We start from the raw sequence: 20,713 nt of genomic DNA on the forward strand, positions 1-20,713 counted from the left end.
CGTACGAACGAGGAGCCCGTACATGAGCACCCGGACCGCCGTCGTCACCGGCGCCAGCAGCGGCATCGGCGCGGCCACCGCCCGGCAGCTCGCCGAGGCCGGCTACCACGTCGTTCTCACCGCGCGCCGCAAGGACCGCATCGAGGCCCTCGCCGCCGAGATCACCGCCGGCGGCGGGTCTGCTGTGGCGTATGCGCTGGATGTCACCGACCGGGATGCCGTCGACGCCTTTGCGGCGTCCCTCGAGCGGTGCGATGTGCTGGTGAACAACGCCGGCGGGGCGCTCGGGGCCGATCCGGTCGCCACCGGCGATCCCGGTGACTGGCGCACCATGTACGAGGTCAATGTGATCGGCACGCTGCACATGACCCAGGCACTGCTGCCGGCCCTGACCGCGTCCGGCGACGGGACGGTCGTGGTGCTGTCCTCCACGGCCGGGCACGGCACGTACGAGGGCGGTGCCGGGTACGTCGCCGCGAAGAACGGGGCCCGGGTGCTGGCCGAGACGCTTCGTCTGGAGATCGTGGGCCAGCCCGTGCGGGTCATCGAGATCGCGCCGGGCATGGTCAAGACCGAGGAGTTCGCCACCACGCGCTTCCGCGGCGACGCCGAGAAGGCCGCGAAGGTGTACGCGGGTGTTGCCGAGCCGCTGACTGCGGAGGACGTGGCCGAGACGGTCACCTGGGCGGTGACCCGGCCCAGCCACGTCAACATCGACCTGCTGGTGGTCCGGCCCCGCGCCCAGGCTTCGAACACCAAGGTGCACCGGGAGCTCTGAGGGGGTTCCGGGCCGTTAGTCCGGGCCCCCGGTCCGGGTTCAGCCCTTGACGCAGATGACCTGCTTGAGCTTGGCGACGACCTCGACCAGGTCGGTCTGCTGGTCGATGACCTGCTCGATCGACTTGTACGCGCCCGGGATCTCGTCGACCACGCCCACGTCCTTGCGGCACTCGACGCCCCTGGTCTGTTCCGCCAGGTCACGCGCCGAGAACCGCTTCTTCGCCGCCGTGCGGCTCATCTTCCGGCCCGCTCCGTGCGAGGCCGAGTTGAAGGACTTCTCGTTGCCGAGGCCCTTCACGATGTACGAGCCGGTGCCCATCGAGCCCGGGATGATCCCGTAGTCTCCGCTGCCGGCGCGGATCGCGCCCTTGCGGGTGACCAGCAGGTCCATGCCCTCGTACCGCTCCTCCGCCACGTAGTTGTGGTGGCAGCTGATCTCCCGGTCGAAGGAGACCTTCGCCTTGCGGAACTCCTTGCGGAAGACCTCCTTGAGGAGGCTCATCATCACGGCCCGGTTGTACTTCGCGTACTCCTGCGCCCAGAAGAGGTCGTTGCGGTAGGCGTCCATCTCGGGCGTGGCCGCGAGGAAGACCGCGAGGTCCCGGTCGACCAGGTTCTGGTTGTGGTCGAGGCCGCGGGCCACGTTGATGTGGAAGTCGGCCAGCTGGTTGCCGATGTTCCGGGAGCCGGAGTGCAGCATGAGCCACACGGAGCCGGACGTGTCGATGCACACCTCGCAGAAGTGGTTGCCGCTGCCCAGGGTGCCCATCTGCCGCAGCGCCCGGTCCCGCCGGTACTTCACCGCGTCCGCGATGTAGTCGAAGCGCTCCCACAGGTCGCCGAAGCCCGCGTCCCGGAAGCCGTACAGGCGCGCCGGGTCCAGGGCCTCCTTGTGCATGCCCGCACCCACCGGGATCGCCCGCTCGATCTTGGAGCGGAGCGCCGACAGGTCCCCGGGGAGGTCGTTCGCCGTGAGGGAGGTCCTGACCGCGGACATGCCGCAGCCGATGTCCACGCCGACCGCCGCCGGGCAGACCGCGTCCTTCATGGCGATCACGGAGCCGACGGTGGCGCCCTTGCCGTAGTGGACGTCCGGCATGACGGCCAGGCCCTTGATCCACGGGAGGGTCGCGACGTTCTCCAGCTGGCGCATCGCGCTCTGCTCGACCGACGCCGGATCGGCCCATATCCGGATCGGGACCTTCGCTCCCGGAACCTCTACGTACGACATAACGTCTTAATCCCCCGAAACCCACAGAAAAATCGGATTGGGCAAAAACCCTCGCTTCTGGCCCCACATCGGATAGGGGACCGGCGCCGGCACCGGCGCGTGCGATAGACATTGTGTCCAGCCGTGTCCAAAGCGCGGCAACGCATTTTCCTGACCGCCGGGTGGCCGGCCGGCCGAAGGGAGCCAGAGGACGTGCAGCGCAAGGCGGTACGGGGAGTCCTGCCGGGCATCGCGATGCTCACCGCGCTCGTGGCCGGGGTGGCCGGCCTGACCGGGTGCACCAGCGGGAACGATGGCCGCGGCGCCGCCGACGCCAAGGCCGGCGACAGCTCCCCCGCACCCGCGCCCGCCGGCAAGTACCGCAGCCTGCCCGCCCCCTGCAAGGCCGCCGACGGCAAGCGCCTGAAGGCCATGCTCCCGGCCGCGGCCGCCCTCACCGAGGAGCAGCGCACCCAGCTGTACGCGGGCACCGCGGACACCTCCTACGACGCCGACCGGCACGTCGGCTGCCGGTGGACGGCACAGACCCCCGAGGAGACCCGGCTGCTGGCGGTCCGCTTCGAGCGGGTCGTCTCGTACGACCGGACGGCCACGAGTGACGACGACAAGGCCAAGCAGGTCTACGTCCGCCGCCTGACCGACGCGCACCTGCCCTTCCCGGGCCCGGCCGCGCCCCCGTCCGGAGCGGCTGCGTCCGGGGCGGCTCCGTCCGCCCCAGCACCGAACGGCGCTGCTCCGACCGGTGCCGCCCCCTCGGCGAGCCCGACGCCGTCCGGCGCCCCGGCCGCCCCGCCCGCGGGTGCCTCCGGCGCCCCTTCACCCGGCGGCAGCCCCGGCACCACCACGCCCGCGCCCGAGCTCGGCTCCCGCGTCCTCGAAGGGCTCGGCACCGAGGCCTTCATCGAGGACAAGCTGAGCGCGGCCGGCGCCAGCGCCGTCCAGTCGCGGACCGTCCGCATCGTGTTGCGCACCGCGAACGTCATCGTCACCGTCGAGTACAGCGTGCAGCCCGCGCTGCCCGGCACGATCCCCTCCAGCCCCGAAACCCAGGACAAGGCACGGCAGTTGGCCCAGGCCCTCGTCGAGCGGTTCAACGACTGAACGCGGCCGCGGCCGCCCCGGGGGTGACCGCGCGCACAGCAGGCGCCCTCCGGATCGGGCTACCGTTGCTCGGGTCCCGCGCCCGCACCGCGTTCACCACAACGCGCCCACAACGTACTGAAGGAACCATGCACCGATCAGCCTCGCGTCTCACCCGCGTGCTCGCCTGCGCAGCCGTCATACCGGTGATCCTCGCCGCCACCGGATGCTCCTCCGACTCGGACAAGGGCAAGGGCAAGGGCTCCGACAGCGCCAAGAAGTCCTCCGCCTCGGCCTCCGCCAAGCCGAGCGGCAAGCCGTCGGCGGTCCTGGAGAAGGCGGCGTTCGCGACGCTCCCCGAGCCCTGCAAGACCTTCCAGGAGAAGACCATCGAGTCCCTGGTCCCGGAGGCCAAGGACAAGAACGGCACCGCGACCAAGTCGAACGACCTGGCCACCCGCGCCAGCTGCTCCTGGAACGGCCTGGACGAGGACGGCCTGAAGGGCTCGCAGTACCGCTGGCTGTCGGTCTCCCTGGTCCGCTACGAATCGCACGCCTCGCTCGGCAGCGCGAACAAGCGCGCAGAGGAGCAGTACAACAAGCAGATCGAGGCCGCGAAGGCCACCGAGGGCGCGCACGACGTGAAGGCCGAGCAGGCCGGCGGCGTCGGCGACCAGGCCACCTCCGTCGCCTTCGGCGTGAAGAAGGACGTGGACTTCTTCAACACCACGGTCGTGGCCCGCACCCAGAACGTCGTCGTCACCGTCGACTACAACGGTGCCGCGTACGAAGGCGCAGGGGCACCGGATCACGCCAAGCTGCTCCAGGACGCGATCAACGCGGCCAAGGAGGTCGTCGCCTCGGTCGGCTCCGCCGGCCAGCAGCAGAAGCAGCCTGACCAGCAGGCTTCCCCGTCGGCCCAGTAGCCTCGGCCCATTCGCGGGAGATCCGCAGCAGGTCGGCGGGACCCGGTGGAGGCTGACATTCAGTCACCCGTACAGTCGGCCGTACGCTGTGCCTGCCGTAGCTCGACAAGGGGAGGGGATCGCGGGTGGCCGCGATGCAGCTGACTCGAACGCACCGAATACTCATCGGCGTCGTGGTCGCAGGAGCCGTCGTCATCGCGGGCATCGGCTTCGCGGGCTCGTACGCCGCGGTCCGCGAGCTCGCGCTGAAGAAGGGGTTCGGCAGCTTCTCGCTGGTGTTCCCGATCGGCATCGACGCGGGCATCTGTGTGCTGCTGGCGCTGGACCTGCTGCTGACGTGGATCCGGATCCCCTTCCCGCTGCTGCGGCAGACGGCCTGGCTGCTGACCGCGGCGACGATCGCCTTCAACGGCGCCGCGGCCTGGCCGGACCCGCTGGGCGTGGGCATGCACGCCGTGATCCCGGTGCTGTTCGTGGTCACCGTGGAGGCGGCCCGGCACGCCGTGGGCCGGATCGCGGACATCACCGCGGACCGGCACATGGAGGGCGTCCGCATGACCCGCTGGCTGCTCTCGCCCATCCCCACCTTCAAGCTGTGGCGCCGGATGAAGCTGTGGGAGCTGCGCTCGTACGAGCAGGCGGTCGGCATGGAGCAGGACCGGCTGATCTACCAGGCGCGGCTCCAGGCCCGCTACGGGCGCGCGTGGCGGCGCAAGGCGCCGGTGGAGGCGCTGATGCCGCTGCGGCTGGCCCGGATCGGCGTGCCGCTGTCGCAGACGGCCCCGGAGGGGCTGGCGGCGGCCGGCATCGACCCGGTGCTGCTGCCCCCGGTGGACGCGGGGACCCGGGCGCCGGCCCTGGAGGCGGCCCCGCCGCAGCAGGAGCAGAAGCAGGAGCAGGAGCAGGCGGGGTACGGCCAGGGGCAGGTGCAGGCGGCGGCCCAGCCGCAGCAGATGGTCCCGGACCAGGTGATGGACCAGGTCCCGGGCCAGGTGGCGAAGCAGCACGCCCAGCCGGCGTTCGCGGTGGATCCGACCGCCATGCCCGCGGCCCACGACAGCGCCTGGTTCGCCGGGCCGAAGGCCCCGCAGGCCGCGTACGAGGGCGGCTACAACCCGCAGTACGTGGAGGGCCTGGAGCCCATCCCGGTGATGGCCCCGGCCGGCCCCGAGCTGCCGGAAGCGGAGCAGGCGCTGGCGGCCCAGCAGGCGCTCGCCGCCCAGCAGCAGGCACGGGCCGCCCAGCGGGCCCTGGACGCCCAGGCCGAGGCCCAGGGCGCCCTGTTCCCGGCCCCGTCGGACGGGGCCCAGGAGCCGCAGGACGTCGACGAGGTGAAGTTCGCGGAGGCCGCGTACGAGGTCTTCCGGGCGTACATCGAGGAGAACGGCGGCTTCCCGGACCCGGAGCAGGTGGACGTGGGCCTCGCCGACCGCCTCGGGATCGTGCACCCGCGCAGCGCGTCGATGCTCCGCCGCCTGATGCCGGTGCTGAAGCAGCGCTACCAGCGCGACCTGGAGAACGAGCACATCGCCTGATGAGGCCCGCCGGGTAGAGCCGGTGGCCGCCGCACTGCGGCACGCACATGCGGAAGGTCCCGCACCCCGTGGGGTGCGGGACCTTCGGGTACGGCGGGCCCGGCGGGTCAGGCGGCGAGCAGCTTGCGCACCCGGTCCGACCCGACCGCCAGCAGCAGCGTGGGCAGGCGCGGCCCGGTCTCCCGGGTGACCAGCAGGCGGTAGAGCAGGGCGAAGAACTCGCGCTGGGCCACCTTCAGTTCCGGCGTCGGCTTGGCCTCGGGGTCGAGGCCGGCCATCACCTTCGGCACGCCGTAGACGAGCGTGGTGAGCCCGTCCAGCGACCAGTGCGTGTCCAGGCCCTCCAGCAGCAGCTGGAGCGAGCGGCGGCCCTCGTCGTCCAGGGAGGCCAGCAGCTCGGTGTCGGGCTCCTCGCGGACGAGGGTGCGCTGGTCGGCGGGAACCTGGGTGGTGATCCAGTTCTCGGCGCGGTCCAGGCGCGGGCGGACCTCGTCCAGGGAGGCCAGCGGGTTGGCCGGGTCCAGGTCGGAGAGGATGCGGAGGGTCTGCTCGTCGTGGCCGGCGGTGACGTCGACGACGGACGCCAGGGTCCGGTACGGCATCGGGCGCGGGGTGCGCGGCAGCTCGTGCGAGGCGACGCGGACGGCGCGGCTGTGCGCGGCGGCGTCGGCGGGCAGCACGGAGCCGTCGGCGACCTTGGCCTCCAGCTTGTCCCACTCGTCGTAGAGCCGCTGGATCTCCTGGTCGAAGGCGATCTTGAAGCTCTGGTTGGGCTTGCGGCGGGCGTACAGCCAGCGCAGCAGCTGCGGCTCCATGATCTTCAGCGCGTCGGCCGGCGTCGGGACGCCGCCCTTGCTGGAGGACATCTTGGCCATGCCGCTGATGCCGACGAACGCGTACATCGGGCCGATCGGCTGCTCGCCGCCGAAGATGTGCACGACCTGGCCGCCGACCTGGAAGGAGGAGCCGGGCGAGGAGTGGTCGACGCCGGAGGGCTCGAAGACGACGCCCTCGAACGCCCAGCGCATCGGCCAGTCGACCTTCCAGACGAGCTTGCCGCGGTTGAACTCGCTGAGCTTGACCGTCTCGGTGAACTCGTCCTCGGTGCAGACGTAGGTCATCTCGGTCGTCTCGTCGTCGTACGAGGTGACCTTCGTGAAGTCCTTGCCGCACTCGCCGCAGTACGGCTTGTACGGGAAGTACTCCACGCCCTCGGCGCTGCCGTCGTCCTCGGAGGCGGCACCGGAGCCCTCGGCAGCCTCCAGCTCGGCCTCGTCGACCGGCTTCTGCGACTTCTTCGCGGCCTTGGGCTTGGTGCGGTACTGGGCGAGGATCGCGTCGATGTCGCCGCGGTGCTTCATCGCGTACAGCACCTGGTCGCGGTAGGCGCCGGAGGTGTACTGCTCGGTCTGGCTGATCGGGTCGTACTCGACGCCCAGCTCGGCCAGGGCCTCGACCATGGCGGCCTTGAAGTGCTCGGCCCAGTTCGGGTACGCGGAGCCGGCCGGGGCGGGCACGGAGGTCAGCGGGCGGCCGATGTGCTGCGCGTGGGACTCCTCGGTCACGCCGACGATGCCCTTGGGCACCTTGCGGTAGCGGTCGTAGTCGTCCCAGGACAGGACGTGGCGGACCTCGAAACCGCGGCGGCGGATCTCGTCGGCGACCAGGTGCGGGGTCATGACCTCGCGGAGGTTGCCGAGGTGGATCGGGCCGGAGGGGGAGAGTCCGGACGCGACGACGACAGGTTTGCCGGGTGCTCGGCGCTCCGCCTCGGCGATGACCTCGTCCGCGAAACGGGAGACCCAGTCGGTCTCGGTGCTGCTCTGAGCCACGACACGTCCTTCTATCTCGAATGCTGGCTTCAGCCATTCTCCCAGACGGAAGCAGGCGGTTCGGGGTTGCTTGCGGCGGCAGGTTGCCGTGACCGCGGTTGCGGTCGCGGTCGTGATCTCCGGGTGCGGGCGCCGCCCGGAGTTATGCCGGGAAATGAGACGCGGGCACGTGGGATACTCGGCACTTGTCGGAACACCCAAGTGCACGCACACCGCACACCTCACAGGAACGGCAGCCCATGGCCTCGGTCCCTTCCCTCGCTTCCTCCGTCCACCAGCGCGTCGCCGACGCCCTCGCCTCCGCCCTGCCGGAGGCCGGTGCGGCCGACCCGCTGCTGCGACGAAGCGACCGGGCGGACTTCCAGGCCAACGGCATCCTGGCGCTCGCGAAGAAGGCGAAGGCCAACCCGCGCGAGCTGGCGGCCACGGTGGTCGAGGGCCTGGACAAGGGCGGGGTCATCGAGGAGATCGAGGTCTCCGGCCCCGGCTTCCTCAACATCACCGTCTCCGACCGGGCGATCATCGAGACGCTGGCGGCACGCGCCGCGGACGCCCGGCTGGGCGTCCCGGTCAACGAGAACGCCGGCACCACGGTGATCGACTACGCGCAGCCGAACGTGGCCAAGGAGATGCACGTCGGCCACCTGCGGTCCGCGGTCATCGGCGCGGCGATGGTCGAGATCCTGGAGTTCACGGGCGAGCAGGTGGTCCGCCGCCACCACATCGGCGACTGGGGCACCCAGTTCGGCATGCTCATCCAGTACCTGATCGAGCACCCGCACGAGCTGGACCACAAGGCCGCCGAGTCGGACGTGGAGGCGTCCGGCGAGGAGGCCATGTCCAACCTCAACCGCCTGTACAAGGCCTCGCGCGCGCTGTTCGACGCCGACGAGGAGTTCAAGACCCGCGCCCGGGCCCGGGTGGTCGACCTCCAGGCCGGCGACGAGCAGACCCTCGCGCTGTGGCAGCGGTTCGTGGACGAGTCGAAGATCTACTTCTACTCGGTCTTCAACAAGCTCGACATGGACGTCCAGGACTCGGACATCGTCGGCGAGTCCGGCTACAACGACATGCTGGTGGAGACCTGCCGGCTGCTGGAGGAGTCGGGCGTCGCGGTCCGCTCGGAGGGCGCGCTGTGCGTGTTCTTCGAGGAGTTCAAGGGCCCGGACGGCAACCCGACCCCGCTGATCGTCCAGAAGTCGGACGGCGGCTTCGGCTACGCGGCCACCGACCTGTCGGCGATCCGCGACCGCGTCGGCAACCTGAAGGCGAACAGCCTGCTGTACGTGGTGGACGCCCGCCAGTCGCTGCACTTCAAGATGGTCTTCGAGACCGCCCGCCGGGCCGGCTGGCTGAACGGGGACACCAAGGCCGTGCAGCTGGCGTTCGGCACGGTGCTGGGCGCCGACGGCAAGCCGTTCAAGACCCGCGAGGGCGAGACGGTGCGGCTGGTGGACCTGCTGGACGAGGCGATCGACCGCGCCGCGGCCGTCGTCCGGGAGAAGGCTCAGGACCTCACGGAGGCGGAGATCACCGAGCGGGGTGCCCAGGTGGGCATCGGCGCGGTGAAGTACGCCGACCTCTCGACGTCCGCGGCCCGGGACTACAAGTTCGACCTGGACCAGATGGTGTCGCTGACCGGGGACACGTCCGTGTACCTCCAGTACGCGTACGCCCGTATCCAGTCGATCCTGCGGAAGGCGGGCGACGCGAAGCCGGCCGCGCACGCCGAACTGCCGCTGACCGCGTCGGAGCGGGCGCTCGGCCTGCACCTGGACGGCTTCGGCGAGCTGATCGCCGAATCGGCCGCCGAGTACGCCCCGCACAAGCTGGCCGCGTACCTGTACCAGCTGGCGTCCCTGTACACGACCTTCTACGCGGAGTGCCCGGTCCTGAAGGCCGACACCCCCGAGCAGGTCGAGAACCGCCTGTTCCTGTGCGACCTGACCGCCCGGACGCTGACCAAGGGCATGTCCCTGCTCGGGATCCGCACGCCCGAGCGCCTCTGACGCTCCCCGCTTCGAATGCCCCCGCCCCTGCCGGCAGCTGCTGCCGGCGGGGGCGGGGGCATTCTGCGCTCAGGCCTCCGGCCTCCGGCCTCCGGCGCCTCCCGGAGGCCGGTACCGCAGTTCACCCGTGCGGCCCGATCCCGGCCGGCGGTCTCCGGGTACAGGACGGTGCGTCCGATCCCCGTGCCCCTCACCGACCCCGGAGGCCTCGTGCCCCTCATGAACGGCTCCTACAGACCCGGCACCCCGTGCTGGATCGACCTGATGGTGCCCGACCAGCAAGCCGCCCTCGACTTCTACACCGGCCTCTTCGGCTGGTCCGGCGAGATCGGCCCGCCCGAGACCGGCGGGTACTCCGTCTGCCACTACAAGGAGCAGCCGGTCGCCGGGATCATGAAGGCGATGAACCCCGACGGGTCCACCCCCGACCCGATGCCGCCGGCCGTCTGGACCACGTACCTGGCCGTCCACGACGTGCACGAGGTGGTCAGGGCGGGCGCCGCCGCCGGCGGCAGCACGATCATGGACCCGACGGAGGTCATGGACCTCGGCCGGATGGCCGTCCTCGCCGACCCCACCGGCGCCGTCTACGGCATCTGGCAGGCCGGAACCTTCCCCGGCGCCGGGATCGTCAACGAGGACAACACCCTGACCTGGAACGAGCTGGCCACCTCCGACCCGCAGAAGGCCGCCGCGTACTACAGCACCATCCTCCCGATCACGCCCGCCCCCTCCCGGGTTCCCGGCGCCGAGGGCTACACCGAGCTCAAGGTCAACGACCGGGCCGTCGGCGGGATGATGTCCCTCGACCAGCACCCGAAGGGCACGCCGCCGCACTGGCTGCCGTACTTCCGCGTGGCCGACGCCGACGCGACGCAGGCCGCCTGCGAACGGGCCGGCGGCAGCGTCATGGCCCCCGCCTTCGACATGCCGGTCGGCCGGATGGCCGTCCTCGCCGACCCGCAGGGCGCGGTCTTCGCCGTCATCAAGCCCAGCGAGGCACCCGAGCAGCCCGACCCGATGTGATGGGCCCGGCCGGGAGGCCCGCCACCTTCAGTAGTGGTAGCGGACCTGGGCGACTTCCAGCCGCAGGCCGTCGTCGCGATGTTGCGGACTCAGGCCCTCAACACCGAGCAGGAGCGGGCCTGTTGGACCAACTGCTGGGAGCCGGGCACCGGAAAGGCCTGCTCACGCCCTCGGAGGGCGCGAGCAGGCCGCGTGGGCAGGAGCGCAGCAATAGCGGTCAGCGGGTCAGCGGGTATGAGTGCCGGCCCGTCGCCTCGTCGATCTCTCCGTGGGCCTTCTGCAACATCTGGGACGCGAGATCCATCAGCGCACGTGCGCCGGCGATCTCTTCACCGACCCGCAGCTGCTGCGGGTCGGAGGGGTGACGCATGGCGTAGCCGCGCGCCCGCATCTCGGAGCCGTCACCGAGTCTGACCAAAGCCGCCGCAGTGGTGCGGTGACCGTCCTCGGTGAATTCGAGCTCCACGTGCCACCCGACGAGTGTGGACATGGTGCATCACCTCCAGGGCTCACCCTTGTCACTCCAGGGTGCGCCTGAGGCGGGGGTAACGCGAGCGGGGCGGGAGACGCGGGGCGGCGCTTCGGCCGGGCGGGGTCGGTGGGGTGTCCGGGGTTTCCCGGCCGCCCATTGTCCTTCCGGTTCGGGCCGGCCCGTCAAGGGCGCTCCCTGCGGTCGCGTCGCTGCGCGATGTCGCTCCGCTCCACCCTTGACGAACCGACCCGCCCCGGAATGCCAACAGACTGCCGGGAAGCCCCGAAGGATGGCCAGGGGGCAGAGGAGCCGGGAACGGCCCTCGTCAGAGCAGCAGGGCCCTGCGTCGGCTTGCTCGCAGGACGTACCCGGCCGGAATCGCGCCCTGGACCGGCACCGTAGGTGCCCAGGCCACCCGAGATCCCCCGAAGGCCAACAGGAAGGAAGGCCCGCCCAGGAGCAGGCAGCCCCAACCTGCGGAAAACAGCGACCACAGCCCCATCCCCACCGGGCAGACGCACGAGACCGCTACGCGCTCCTCTCGTCTCGGCGGCTGACGACCGTCTGTGGCCGGGAGCGCAGCAGATCGCTACGTGGTGTGGCCTGTTCGGCGTCGGCGGCCGTCTGCGGCAAGGGCAGCGACCGCGCCGGCGTGTTGCCCGGCCACTGGGTGGCGGCGGGGTCGTTCGACGGGGTGTAGACCTGCCCTTGGTCGTCCACGGCCGTGAAAGCGCCGAAAGCGGCGTGTCGACGGTCAGAGGGAGGTCTCGTGGCGGGCGACGCGGTCCGAGACAGCGTTCAGGAGCGGGGTGAGGCGCTCCACGAGGCGCTGGTAGTCGCGGGTGGCGCCGTCCGACCACTGGCCCAGGCCGACCACCATCGCCCGGCCCTGGCCGGTGAACGACTGCACCATGCCGCTGTCCGCCGGGAGGGTCTTCAGACCCGAGGCCGGCGGCGGGGCCTGTGCGCCCACCTGGTAGTCCATAGGCGCCGATCCGAGCCGGGTCACCAGCTTCACGGTGTCCACGGGGTCCTTCATCGTGAAGACCGCCAGGTTGAACTGGTTGTTCTTGGCGTCCTTGTACAGCGCGACCTGCTCGCCGACGCATCCCTTGCTCTGGGCTATGTAGTCGGCGAGGAGCGGTCCGACCGAGTCGGGTTCGGTGCACGACTCCAGTGCCACCGCGCCCACCTTGGTGTACGTACCGCCAGCGCCGTCGGCCACCTGGTCCGGGAACGCGTCGGCCAGCCCGATCATGGGCCGGTCCGCCACGGAAGGCTGCGCCGACAGGGCAGCCGTGGGCGCATCAGTGCTCTCGTCGACCGCGGACCGCAGGACGTAGAAGACCACCGCGGCGACCACCAGGCCCAGGGTCACGTTCAGGACCCAGGCCCTCTTCCGGAATCCGCCTACCGGCGTCGCATCTCTCACGTCGACACACTAGTGATCACCCTCAAGGGATTGAATATGCGCAGGTCACAGCCTCATTACGACCACCAGGACAGCGACCGTGGGCGGCTTCCAGACCACCGAAAACGGAACACGCGCGCACGTTCACCCCTCCGGAGCGCAAGCACCAGCAGGATGACCGCCGCCGCAGGACCGCGGCCATGGCCGCGAGTCCTCCGAACACCTGCGAGAAACGCTGATCCCCGTACCGCTCATCTGCGACTTCGACGGCTGTCAGCCGCCGAACAGCCCGCAGTGCGTAGCGATCTGACGCGCCCAGCAGCCCAGACGGCCCGTCAGTCGCTGAGATGAGAGGAGCGTGTAGCGATCTGGGGCGCCCTGGGTGCCCGATGGGCTTGTGGTCGACATTACGTGCAGGTTGGGGCCGCAACGCCCCGAACCGGCCCTGATGTTGGCCTTGGGAGCGGTTTTTCGTGCCCGCGCCCCGGCATCGGTCGGGCTCTGGTGGTCCCGGGCGCATCGGGTGCTGCAAGGCGGAGCCGCGGGCCTGCTGCTCTGACGAGGGCCGTTCCCGGCTCCTCTGCCCCCTGGCCATCCTTCGGGGCTTCCCGGCAGTCTGTTGGCATTCCGGGGCGGGTCGGTTCGTCAAGGGTGGAGCGGAGCGACATCGCGCAGCGACGCGACCGCAGGGAGCGCCCTTGACGGGCCGGCCCGAACCGGAAGGACAATGGGCGGCCGGGAAACCCCGGACACCCCACCGACCCCGCCCGGCCGAAGCACCGCCCCGCGTCTCCCGCCCGACCACGCACTCCCACCTCGCCCCGAGCTGACGGACTCCCCCGCCGCCCCGTGTCCTCCCGGCGCACCCGTCCTACCGTGCACCGCATGGGCAGAGCGCGGCGAGCAGCAGTGGAACAGCCCAGGGCGAAGCCCTGGGCCCGCGCCGCGGCCTGGTGGCGGTGCTGGCGCACCGGGCCGCAGCCCCGCACCGCCGGCCATGTCTGGCCACTCCGCTAAGCGGTACCCATCCGCCGACTGCCGCTCCCCCAGCTGACGTTCACGCCGACCGGCGCCGACAGCGGCCGGCTCACCCGGGCAGAGCCGCGCATACGCTGAACTTCCTCGCGGGGCGCCGCTCCGCCGGTCAGCCGCTCTGCCGCTCCGCCGGTCCGCAGCTCCGCGGGTCAGCGTTCGTCGCGGAGCCGGCCGGCGACCTCGGTGGCCCAGTACGTGAGGATCGTGTCGGCGCCGGCCCGCTTGATGCCGGTCAGGGTCTCCAGGATGGCCCGGTCGCGTTCGACCCAGCCCTTCTCGGCGGCCGCCTCGATCATCGCGTACTCGCCGCTGATCTGGTACGCGGCCACCGGGACGTCCACGGCCTGCGCGACCCGGTACAGGATGTCCAGGTAGGGGCCGGCCGGCTTGACCATGACCATGTCGGCGCCCTCCTCCAGATCGAGCGCCAGCTCGCGCAGGGACTCGCGGGCGTTGGCCGGGTCCTGCTGGTAGGTCTTGCGGTCGCCCTGGAGGCTGGAGGCGACGGCCTCGCGGAACGGCCCGTAGAACGCCGACGAATACTTGGCCGTGTAGGCGAGGATCGACACGTCCTCGTGCCCGGTCTCGTCGAGCGCGTCGCGGATCACGCCAACCTGGCCGTCCATCATGCCGCTCGGGCCGACCACGTGCACGCCGGCGTCGGCCTGGACCTGCGCCATCTCGGCGTACCGCTCCAGCGTGGCGTCGTTGTCGACGCGGCCCTGCGCGTCGAGCACGCCGCAGTGCCCGTGGTCGGTGTACTCGTCGAGGCAGAGGTCGGACATGATGACGAGGTCGTCGCCGACCTCGGCCTTCACGTCGCGGATGGCGACCTGGAGGATGCCGTCCGGCTCGGTGCCGGCGGTCCCCAGCGCGTCCTTGTTCTCGTCCGCCGGAACGCCGAACAGCATGATCCCGGCGACGCCGGCCTCGACCGCCTCGACGGCGGCCTTCCGCAGCGTGTCCCGGGTGTGCTGGACCACGCCCGGCATGGCCGAGATCGGCAGCGGCTCGCTGATGCCTTCCCGGACGAACGCCGGAAGGATCAGATCCGAGGGGTGCAGCCGGGTTTCCGCGACCATCCGCCGCATCGCCGGGGTGGTGCGCAGCCGGCGGGGCCGCGAGCCGGGGAAGGATCCGTACGCGCTCATCTTCAGTCGCCTCTTCGAGCTTCGACAGCAGTCGCCACAAGCGTAGAGCCCTGGCCGGGCGCAAACCGGAGGCGGGCACAAACCGGAGGCGGGCGCAAACCGGAGGCGGGCACGACCCAGAGGCAGGCACGACCCAGAGGCAGGCACGACCCAGAGGCAGGCACGCCCCCGGCCCCGGACACACGCCCGCCCCCGGGCCCCGACACGGCAAAGGGCCCGCACACGGCAAAGGGCCCGCACACGGCAAAGGGGCCCGGGTGCCATGCACCCGGGCCCCTGCCACATCCGCCTGCTCCGCGTCAGGTGGTCCGCCGCCGGCGGGCGCCCGGGCGGCGCTCGCTCGGGCGGGACACCGACTCGCCGGCCTCCCGGGCCGCCTCGCGGCGGGCGGCGCCGTACTCGGCGAGGGCCTCGGCCAGTTTGCTGACGCTCGGCTCCGGCGAGAGGACGTCGACCCGGAGCCCGTGCTCCTCGGCCGTCTTCGCGGTGGCCGGGCCGATGCAGGCGATCACGGTCACGTTGTGCGGCTTGCCCGCGATGCCGACCAGGTTGCGGACGGTCGAGCTGGACGTGAAGAGAACGGCGTCGAAGCCGCCGCCCTTGATCGCCTCGCGGGTGTCCGCCGGCGGCGGCGAGGCCCGCACGGTCCGGTAGGCGGTGACGTCGTCGACCTCCCACCCGAGCTCTATCAGGCCCGCGACCAGGGTCTCCGTCGCGATGTCGGCGCGCGGCAGGAAGACGCGGTCGATGGGGTCGAAGACCGGGTCGTACGGCGGCCAGTCCTCCAGCAGCCCGGCCGCGGACTGCTCCCCGCTCGGCACCAGGTCGGGCTTGACGCCGAACTCCACCAGGGCGGCGGCGGTCTGCTCGCCGACCGCCGCGACCTTGATGCCCGCGAAGGCGCGGGCGTCGAGCCCGTACTCCTCGAACTTCTCGCGTACCGCCTTGACCGCGTTGACGGAGGTGAAGGCGATCCACTCGTAGCGGCCCGTCACCAGGCCCTTGACCGCCCGCTCCATCTGCTGCGGGGTGCGCGGCGGCTCCACGGCGATGGTCGGCACCTCGTGCGGCACCGCGCCGTACGAACGCAGCTGGTCGGAGAGCGAAGCGGCCTGCTCCTTGGTGCGCGGTACGAGCACCCGCCAGCCGAACAGCGGCTTCGACTCGAACCAGGCCAGCTCCTCGCGCCGCGCGGCGGCGGCACCGGGCTCACCGACCACGGCTATCACGGGGCGGCCGCCCTCGGGCGAGGGGAGGATCTTGCCCTGCTTGAACACCTGGGCGATGGTGCCGAGCGTGGCGTTCCACGTCCGCTGCCGGGTCGTCGTACCGGCGACGGTCACGGTCAGCGGGGTGTCTGCCCCGCGCCCGGCGGCGACCAGCTCGGCGCAGGCGGCCGGGACGGTCTCCAGGGTCGCGGAGACGACCACGGTGCCGGTGCTGGCGCCGACCTCGCTCCAGCAGCGCGCGGAGGCGGTGCGCGCGTCCACGAACCGCACGTCGGCGCCCTGCTCGCCGCGCAGCGGCACACCCGCGTAGGCGGGCACGCCGACGGCGGTCGCGACGCCGGGCACCACCTCGAAGGGGATGCCGTCGGTGGCGCAGGCGAGCATCTCGGAGGCGGCGTTGCCGTCGAGTCCGGGGTCGCCGGTGACGGCACGCACGACCCGCCTGCCGGAACGCGCGGCCTCCATGACAAGATTGGCCGCGTCCCGGATCACCGGTACACCGGCGGCTGCTGACGCCTCGTCAGCGATCGTCAGCTGTGGCGTGTCCACTCCGGCGCGCGCGTGCGTGCGTACGACCTCGAGCACCTCGGGCTCCGCGATCAGTACGTCGGCGGCGGCGAGCGCCTCGACGGCTCGGAGCGTCAGCAGACCCGGGTCGCCGGGGCCGGCGCCGAGGAAGGTGACGTGTCCGTGGCCTGCGGCGGCGACCGGAAGAGCGGAGGTGGTCGGACGTGAGGGGTTCAAAGGGATCGCTCCCCCATCAGACCGGCCGCACCCTTCGCCAGCATCTCGTCCGCGAGTTCGCGGCCGAGCGCCATGGCCTCGTCGTACGACTGGGGCACGGGACCGGTGGTGGACAGCTGCACGAGCGTGGCGCCGTCGAGGGTGCCGACGACGCCGCGCAGGCGCATTTCATTGACAATCTCCCCGTCGGCCGGGAAGTCCGCGAGCGCGCCCACGGGGGCGCTGCAGCCGGCTTCCAGGGCGGCGAGCAGGGACCGCTCGGCGGTCACGGCGGCCCGGGTGTGCGGGTCGTCGAGCCGGCCGAGGGCGGCGATGAGGTCCGCGTCGGACGCGAGGCACTCGACGGCCAGGGCACCCTGGCCGGGGGCGGGCAGCACGCTGTCGACCGACAGGTATTCGGTCACCTCGGCGCTGCGGCCGATCCGGTTGAGGCCGGCGGCGGCGAGCACGACGGCGTCGAGCTCTCCGTCGCGGACGTAGCCGATGCGGGTGTCGACATTCCCCCGAATGGCGACGGTCTCGATGCGCTTGCCGAGGGCGCGCGCATGGTGGTTGAGCTGCGCGGCGCGGCGCGGCGAACCGGTGCCGATGCGGGCTCCGTCGGGCAGCTGCTCGAAGGTCAGGCCGTCGCGGGCGACGAGGGCGTCGCGCGGGTCCTCGCGCAGCGGCATGGCCGCGATCACGAGCTCCTCGGGCTGTGCGGTCGGCAGGTCCTTGAGCGAGTGGACGGCGAAGTCGACCTCGCCGCGCAGCAGGGCGTCGCGCAGGGCGGTGACGAACACGCCGGTGCCGCCGATCTGCGCGAGGTGCTCGCGGGACACGTCGCCGTAGGTGGTGATCTCCACGAGCTCGACGGGGCGGCCGGTGATCTCCCGTACGGCGTCGGCGACGTGGCCGGACTGGGACATGGCCAGCTTGCTGCGCCGCGTGCCGAGCCGGAGGGGCTGGTCGGAACGTGAATTCATGATGCCCGTCCTGAGTCGTGGTTCTGGTCTGCCGTGCCGGCTGCGCCTGCTGCGGCGGTCGCGCCGGGTGTGCCGGCCGCGTCGGCCCGGCTGACGGAGGCCACCGTCTGCGGGTCGAGGTCGAAGAGTTCGCGTAGTGCTTCGGCGTACCCGGCGCCGCCGGGCTCGCTGGCGAGCTGTTTGACGCGCACGGTCGGCGCGTGCAGCAGCTTGTCGACGACGCGGCGGACGGTCTGGGTGACCTCGGCCCGCTGCCGTTCGTCGAGCTCGGGCAGGCGCCCGTCGAGGCGCGCGACCTCCATGGCCACGACCTCGGCGGCCATCGCGCGCAGGGCGACGACGGTCGGGGTGATGTGCGCGGCGCGCTGTGCGGCGCCGAACGCGGCGACCTCGTCGGCGACGATGCCGCGGACGGCGTCGACGTCGGCGGCCATCGGCGCGTCGGCGGCGGCCTCCGCGAGGGATTCGATGTCGACGAGGCGGACGCCGGGGATGCGGTGCGCGGCGGCGTCGATGTCGCGGGGCATGGCCAGGTCCAGCAGGGCCAGCCGTACGGGGGCGCCGTCGGCGTGGCTGCGGGTGCCGCGGCGGGGCTGCCGCTGGGCGGCGGCCTCGCCCTGGTCGGCCCAGGTGCCGTGGAGTTCGAGGGCGTTGGCGTCGACTCCGGTGAGCGCGGCGCGGCCGGCGGGGGCCGGGGCGTCGACGGGGCAGCCGTCGCGGTCCGTGCCGGGGCCGGCGGCGCCGGCGGTGGTGATGGTGCGGGCGCCTCCGGCGTCGGCGAGGCGGCCGCCGGCTGCGGCGACGGCGGCGAGGCGGGCCACGACCTCGGGGTCGAGCCCGGCGACCGCCGGCTCGGCGGTGCCGGCCTCGGCGGGGGCGGCCTCGACAGGGGCGGCCTCGGCGGGGGCGGCCTCGACAGGGGCGGCCTCGGCGGGGGCGGCCTCGGCGGGGGCGGTCCGGCCGGCCGGGGCCGGGGCGGCCTGTTCGGGGAGGAGGCGGGCCGGGCCGCCGTCCGCGGCGGCCGTGGCGATGTCCTCACCGGTCAGGACGAGTCCGGTGGCGCCGGTGCAGGAGACGACGACGTCGACTCGTGTCAGTTCACCGGTGGCCGCGGCCATGGGCACGGCGCGGGCGGCCACCCCAGTGCCTGAGGCAACCAGAATCTCGACCAAACGGTCCGCGCGTTCCGCGGTCCTGTTCGCCACGACGATCTCGGCGACGCCGGCCCGCGCGAGGGTGGCGGCGGCGAGCGAGGACATCGAGCCGGCGCCGATCACCAGGGCGCGCTTGCCGGCGGCCCAGGCCTCGACGGTCTCGCGTCCGGCGGTCAGCTGCTCCAGGCCGAAGGTGACGAGCGACTGCCCGGCCCGGTCGATGCCGGTCTCGGAGTGGGCCCGCTTGCCGACCCGCAGCGCCTGCTGGAACAGGTCGTTGATGAGGCGGCCGGCCGTGTGGAGCTCCTGGCCCAGGGCCAGGGTGTCCTTGAGCTGGCCGAGGATCTGGCCCTCGCCGACCACCATCGAGTCCAGGCCGCAGGCCACCGAGAAGAGGTGGTGGACGGCGCGGTCCTCGTAGTGCACGTACAGATAGGGGGTGAGCTCCTCCAGCGCGACCCCGCTGTGCTGGGCCAGCAGCGTGGACAGCTCGGCGACGCCGGCGTGGAACTTGTCGACGTCCGCGTACAGCTCGATGCGGTTGCAGGTGGCGAGGACGGCCGCCTCCGTCGCGGGCTCCGCGGCGACGGTGTCGTGCAGCAGCTTGACCTTGGCGTCGGCGGACAGCGCGGCGCGCTCCAGCACGCTGACGGGGGCGCTGCGGTGGCTCAGGCCTACGACGAGCAGACTCATGCCGGCATCACCGCCGGGACGTCGCCGTCGGGGCCGCTCTTGCGGGTGCCGGCGGCGGGGGATGCGCCGGTCTGGGGGGCCGGGGCGGCGGCGGCCGGGTCGCTGCCGGCGGCGGGAGCGGCCGGAAGGGCGGCCGTGGTGGCCGTCGCGGCGGCCGTGCCGGTGCCCGGCTCCTCGCCGGCCTTGCGCTGCTCGTGGAAGGCGAGGATCTGGAGCTCGATCGACAGGTCGACCTTGCGCACGTCGACGCCGTCCGGCACGGAGAGCACGGTCGGCGCGAAGTTCAGGATGGAGGTGACACCGGCGGCGATCAGGCGCTCGCTGACCTGCTGGGCGGCGCCGGCCGGGGTCGCGATGACGCCGATGGAGACGCCGTTCTCCCGGATGATCTTCTCCAGGTCGTCGGTGTGCTGGACGGGCATGCCGGCGACCGGCTTGCCGGCCATGGCCGGGTCCGCGTCGATGAGCGCGGCCACCCGGAAACCGCGGGAGGCGAAGCCGCCGTAGTTGGCGAGGGCCGCGCCGAGGTTGCCGATGCCGACGATGACGACGGGCCAGTCCTGGGTCAGGCCGAGTTCGCGGGAAATCTGGTAGACGAGGTACTCGACGTCGTAGCCGACGCCGCGGGTGCCGTAGGAGCCCAGGTAGGAGAAGTCCTTGCGCAGCTTCGCGGAGTTCACTCCGGCGGCCGCCGCCAGCTCCTCGGAGGACACCGTGGGCACCGAACGCTCGGAGAGCGCGGTGAGGGCGCGCAGGTACAGCGGAAGCCGGGCGACGGTGGCCTCGGGGATACCTCGGCTGCGGGTCGCCGGTCGGTGAGTTCGGCCAGTTGCCACGATGCTCCTGCGGGATGAGCGGGGCTGAAGGCGGTCACTCGTCCCTGGACCGCCCCGTCGACAGCAGGCTATGTCTTTGTGAACGCGTGCACAAAGATTGTGTCCGCTTTGTCCGACCAAAGTGACCGGGGTCACGCGGCCCGGGCAGAGGGGGCGAGGGCGCACAACGTACCGAACCCGTTCACATCCCGTCGGGGGCAAAACGGTACACACTCCTCATCAATACGCCCCCGAGCCCCCGCAAATCGCCCATGACGGCAACCGGCCGGACGGTCAGCCCTGCAGCGCCCGCCGCAACCGGTCCGGGTTCACCCTCCAGAAGGTGTGCTGCTCCCCGTCGACGAGCACCACCGGGATCTGCTCCCAGTGCCGCCGGTAGAGCTCCTCGTCCTGCGTGATGTCCTTCTTCTCCCACCGCGCCCCGACTTCGGCGCACACCTTCTCGATCACCGCCTCGGCGTCGTCGCACAGGTGGCATCCGGGCTTGCCGACGAGGGTGACCATCCGCTCGGCGGGACTCTTCTTTTCCTTGCGGCGCAGCAAAGGGCTCATGTGCCCATTCTCCCGCGGCCGCCCGTCACACTCGGGCACCGAAGAGTTCACG

The 20,713-nt window shown here is 72.0% G+C and carries 17 protein-coding genes; 6 read left to right on the forward strand and 11 right to left on the reverse strand.

Translation table 11 applies throughout. The features are described 5' to 3' along the window. Positions 1-22: 22 nt before the first annotated feature. Entirely contained in the window at positions 23-778 is a 756-nt protein-coding gene (locus AC068A_RS29050) for an SDR family NAD(P)-dependent oxidoreductase (protein ID WP_478589221.1), read from the forward strand. A gap of 39 nt (positions 779-817) precedes the next feature. On the opposite strand, the gene AC068A_RS29055 is transcribed toward AC068A_RS29050, so the two are convergent. Beyond that, entirely contained in the window at positions 818-2,011 is a 1,194-nt protein-coding gene (locus AC068A_RS29055) for an RtcB family protein (RefSeq protein ID WP_478589222.1), read from the reverse strand. A 192-nt stretch (positions 2,012-2,203) separates the two neighbouring features. Between AC068A_RS29055 and AC068A_RS29060 the strand changes: the two genes are divergently transcribed. From AC068A_RS29060 to AC068A_RS29070, 3 genes are all read left to right on the forward strand, one after another. Then, positions 2,204-3,112, forward strand: a complete 909-nt coding sequence (locus tag AC068A_RS29060) for a DUF3558 domain-containing protein (RefSeq protein ID WP_478589223.1) — start codon at positions 2,204-2,206, stop codon at positions 3,110-3,112. Between the two features lie 128 nt (positions 3,113-3,240). Beyond that, on the forward strand, positions 3,241-4,017 hold the full coding sequence (locus AC068A_RS29065) for a DUF3558 family protein (RefSeq protein WP_478589224.1): 777 nt from the start codon (positions 3,241-3,243) through the stop codon (positions 4,015-4,017). 125 nt (positions 4,018-4,142) lie between these two features. Continuing rightward, positions 4,143-5,552 carry a DUF2637 domain-containing protein gene (locus AC068A_RS29070; RefSeq protein ID WP_478589225.1) on the forward strand — a complete coding sequence of 470 codons (1,410 nt, stop codon included), beginning with the start codon at positions 4,143-4,145 and terminating at the stop codon, positions 5,550-5,552. Positions 5,553-5,659: 107 nt separating this feature from the next. On the opposite strand, the gene lysS is transcribed toward AC068A_RS29070, so the two are convergent. Then, entirely contained in the window at positions 5,660-7,384 is a 1,725-nt protein-coding gene (gene lysS, locus AC068A_RS29075) for a lysine--tRNA ligase (RefSeq protein WP_478589226.1), read from the reverse strand. Positions 7,385-7,623: 239 nt separating this feature from the next. Between lysS and argS the strand changes: the two genes are divergently transcribed. Both argS and AC068A_RS29085 read left to right on the forward strand, forming a co-directional pair. Beyond that, positions 7,624-9,393, forward strand: coding sequence for an arginine--tRNA ligase (argS, locus tag AC068A_RS29080; RefSeq protein WP_478589227.1), 1,770 nt, complete (start codon positions 7,624-7,626; stop codon positions 9,391-9,393). A gap of 219 nt (positions 9,394-9,612) precedes the next feature. Further along, the gene (locus tag AC068A_RS29085; RefSeq protein ID WP_478589228.1) at positions 9,613-10,419 is read left to right on the forward strand and encodes a VOC family protein; all 807 of its coding nucleotides are present in this window, start codon (positions 9,613-9,615) and stop codon (positions 10,417-10,419) included. A gap of 217 nt (positions 10,420-10,636) precedes the next feature. On the opposite strand, the gene AC068A_RS29090 is transcribed toward AC068A_RS29085, so the two are convergent. From AC068A_RS29090 to AC068A_RS29130, 9 genes are all read right to left on the reverse strand, one after another. Beyond that, complete coding sequence (locus AC068A_RS29090) at positions 10,637-10,909, reverse strand: DUF1876 domain-containing protein (protein WP_478589229.1); 273 nt, start codon at positions 10,907-10,909, stop codon at positions 10,637-10,639. Positions 10,910-11,419: 510 nt separating this feature from the next. Further along, complete coding sequence (locus AC068A_RS29095) at positions 11,420-11,611, reverse strand: hypothetical protein (RefSeq protein WP_478589230.1); 192 nt, start codon at positions 11,609-11,611, stop codon at positions 11,420-11,422. A gap of 34 nt (positions 11,612-11,645) precedes the next feature. Then, entirely contained in the window at positions 11,646-12,323 is a 678-nt protein-coding gene (locus AC068A_RS29100) for a hypothetical protein (RefSeq protein ID WP_478589231.1), read from the reverse strand. A gap of 1,163 nt (positions 12,324-13,486) precedes the next feature. Continuing rightward, complete coding sequence (hemB, locus tag AC068A_RS29105) at positions 13,487-14,488, reverse strand: porphobilinogen synthase (protein WP_478589232.1); 1,002 nt, start codon at positions 14,486-14,488, stop codon at positions 13,487-13,489. Between the two features lie 299 nt (positions 14,489-14,787). Next, entirely contained in the window at positions 14,788-16,461 is a 1,674-nt protein-coding gene (locus tag AC068A_RS29110; protein ID WP_478589233.1) for a bifunctional uroporphyrinogen-III C-methyltransferase/uroporphyrinogen-III synthase, read from the reverse strand. Continuing rightward, positions 16,458-17,426 carry a hydroxymethylbilane synthase gene (gene hemC, locus AC068A_RS29115; protein ID WP_478589234.1) on the reverse strand — a complete coding sequence of 323 codons (969 nt, stop codon included), beginning with the start codon at positions 17,424-17,426 and terminating at the stop codon, positions 16,458-16,460. Before hemC ends, AC068A_RS29110 begins: the two co-directional genes overlap by 4 nt. Beyond that, positions 17,423-19,273 (reverse strand): glutamyl-tRNA reductase, encoded by a 1,851-nt coding sequence (locus tag AC068A_RS29120; protein ID WP_478589235.1) that lies wholly within the window; start codon positions 19,271-19,273, stop codon positions 17,423-17,425. The genes hemC and AC068A_RS29120 overlap by 4 nt, the downstream gene beginning before the upstream one ends. Beyond that, the gene (locus tag AC068A_RS29125) at positions 19,270-20,109 is read right to left on the reverse strand and encodes a redox-sensing transcriptional repressor Rex (protein WP_478589236.1); all 840 of its coding nucleotides are present in this window, start codon (positions 20,107-20,109) and stop codon (positions 19,270-19,272) included. The genes AC068A_RS29120 and AC068A_RS29125 overlap by 4 nt, the downstream gene beginning before the upstream one ends. 273 nt (positions 20,110-20,382) lie before the next feature. Continuing rightward, positions 20,383-20,661 carry a glutaredoxin family protein gene (locus tag AC068A_RS29130; protein WP_478589237.1) on the reverse strand — a complete coding sequence of 93 codons (279 nt, stop codon included), beginning with the start codon at positions 20,659-20,661 and terminating at the stop codon, positions 20,383-20,385. Positions 20,662-20,713: the final 52 nt, after the last annotated feature.

This window comes from Streptomyces sp. NPDC043854 (assembly GCF_056436005.1).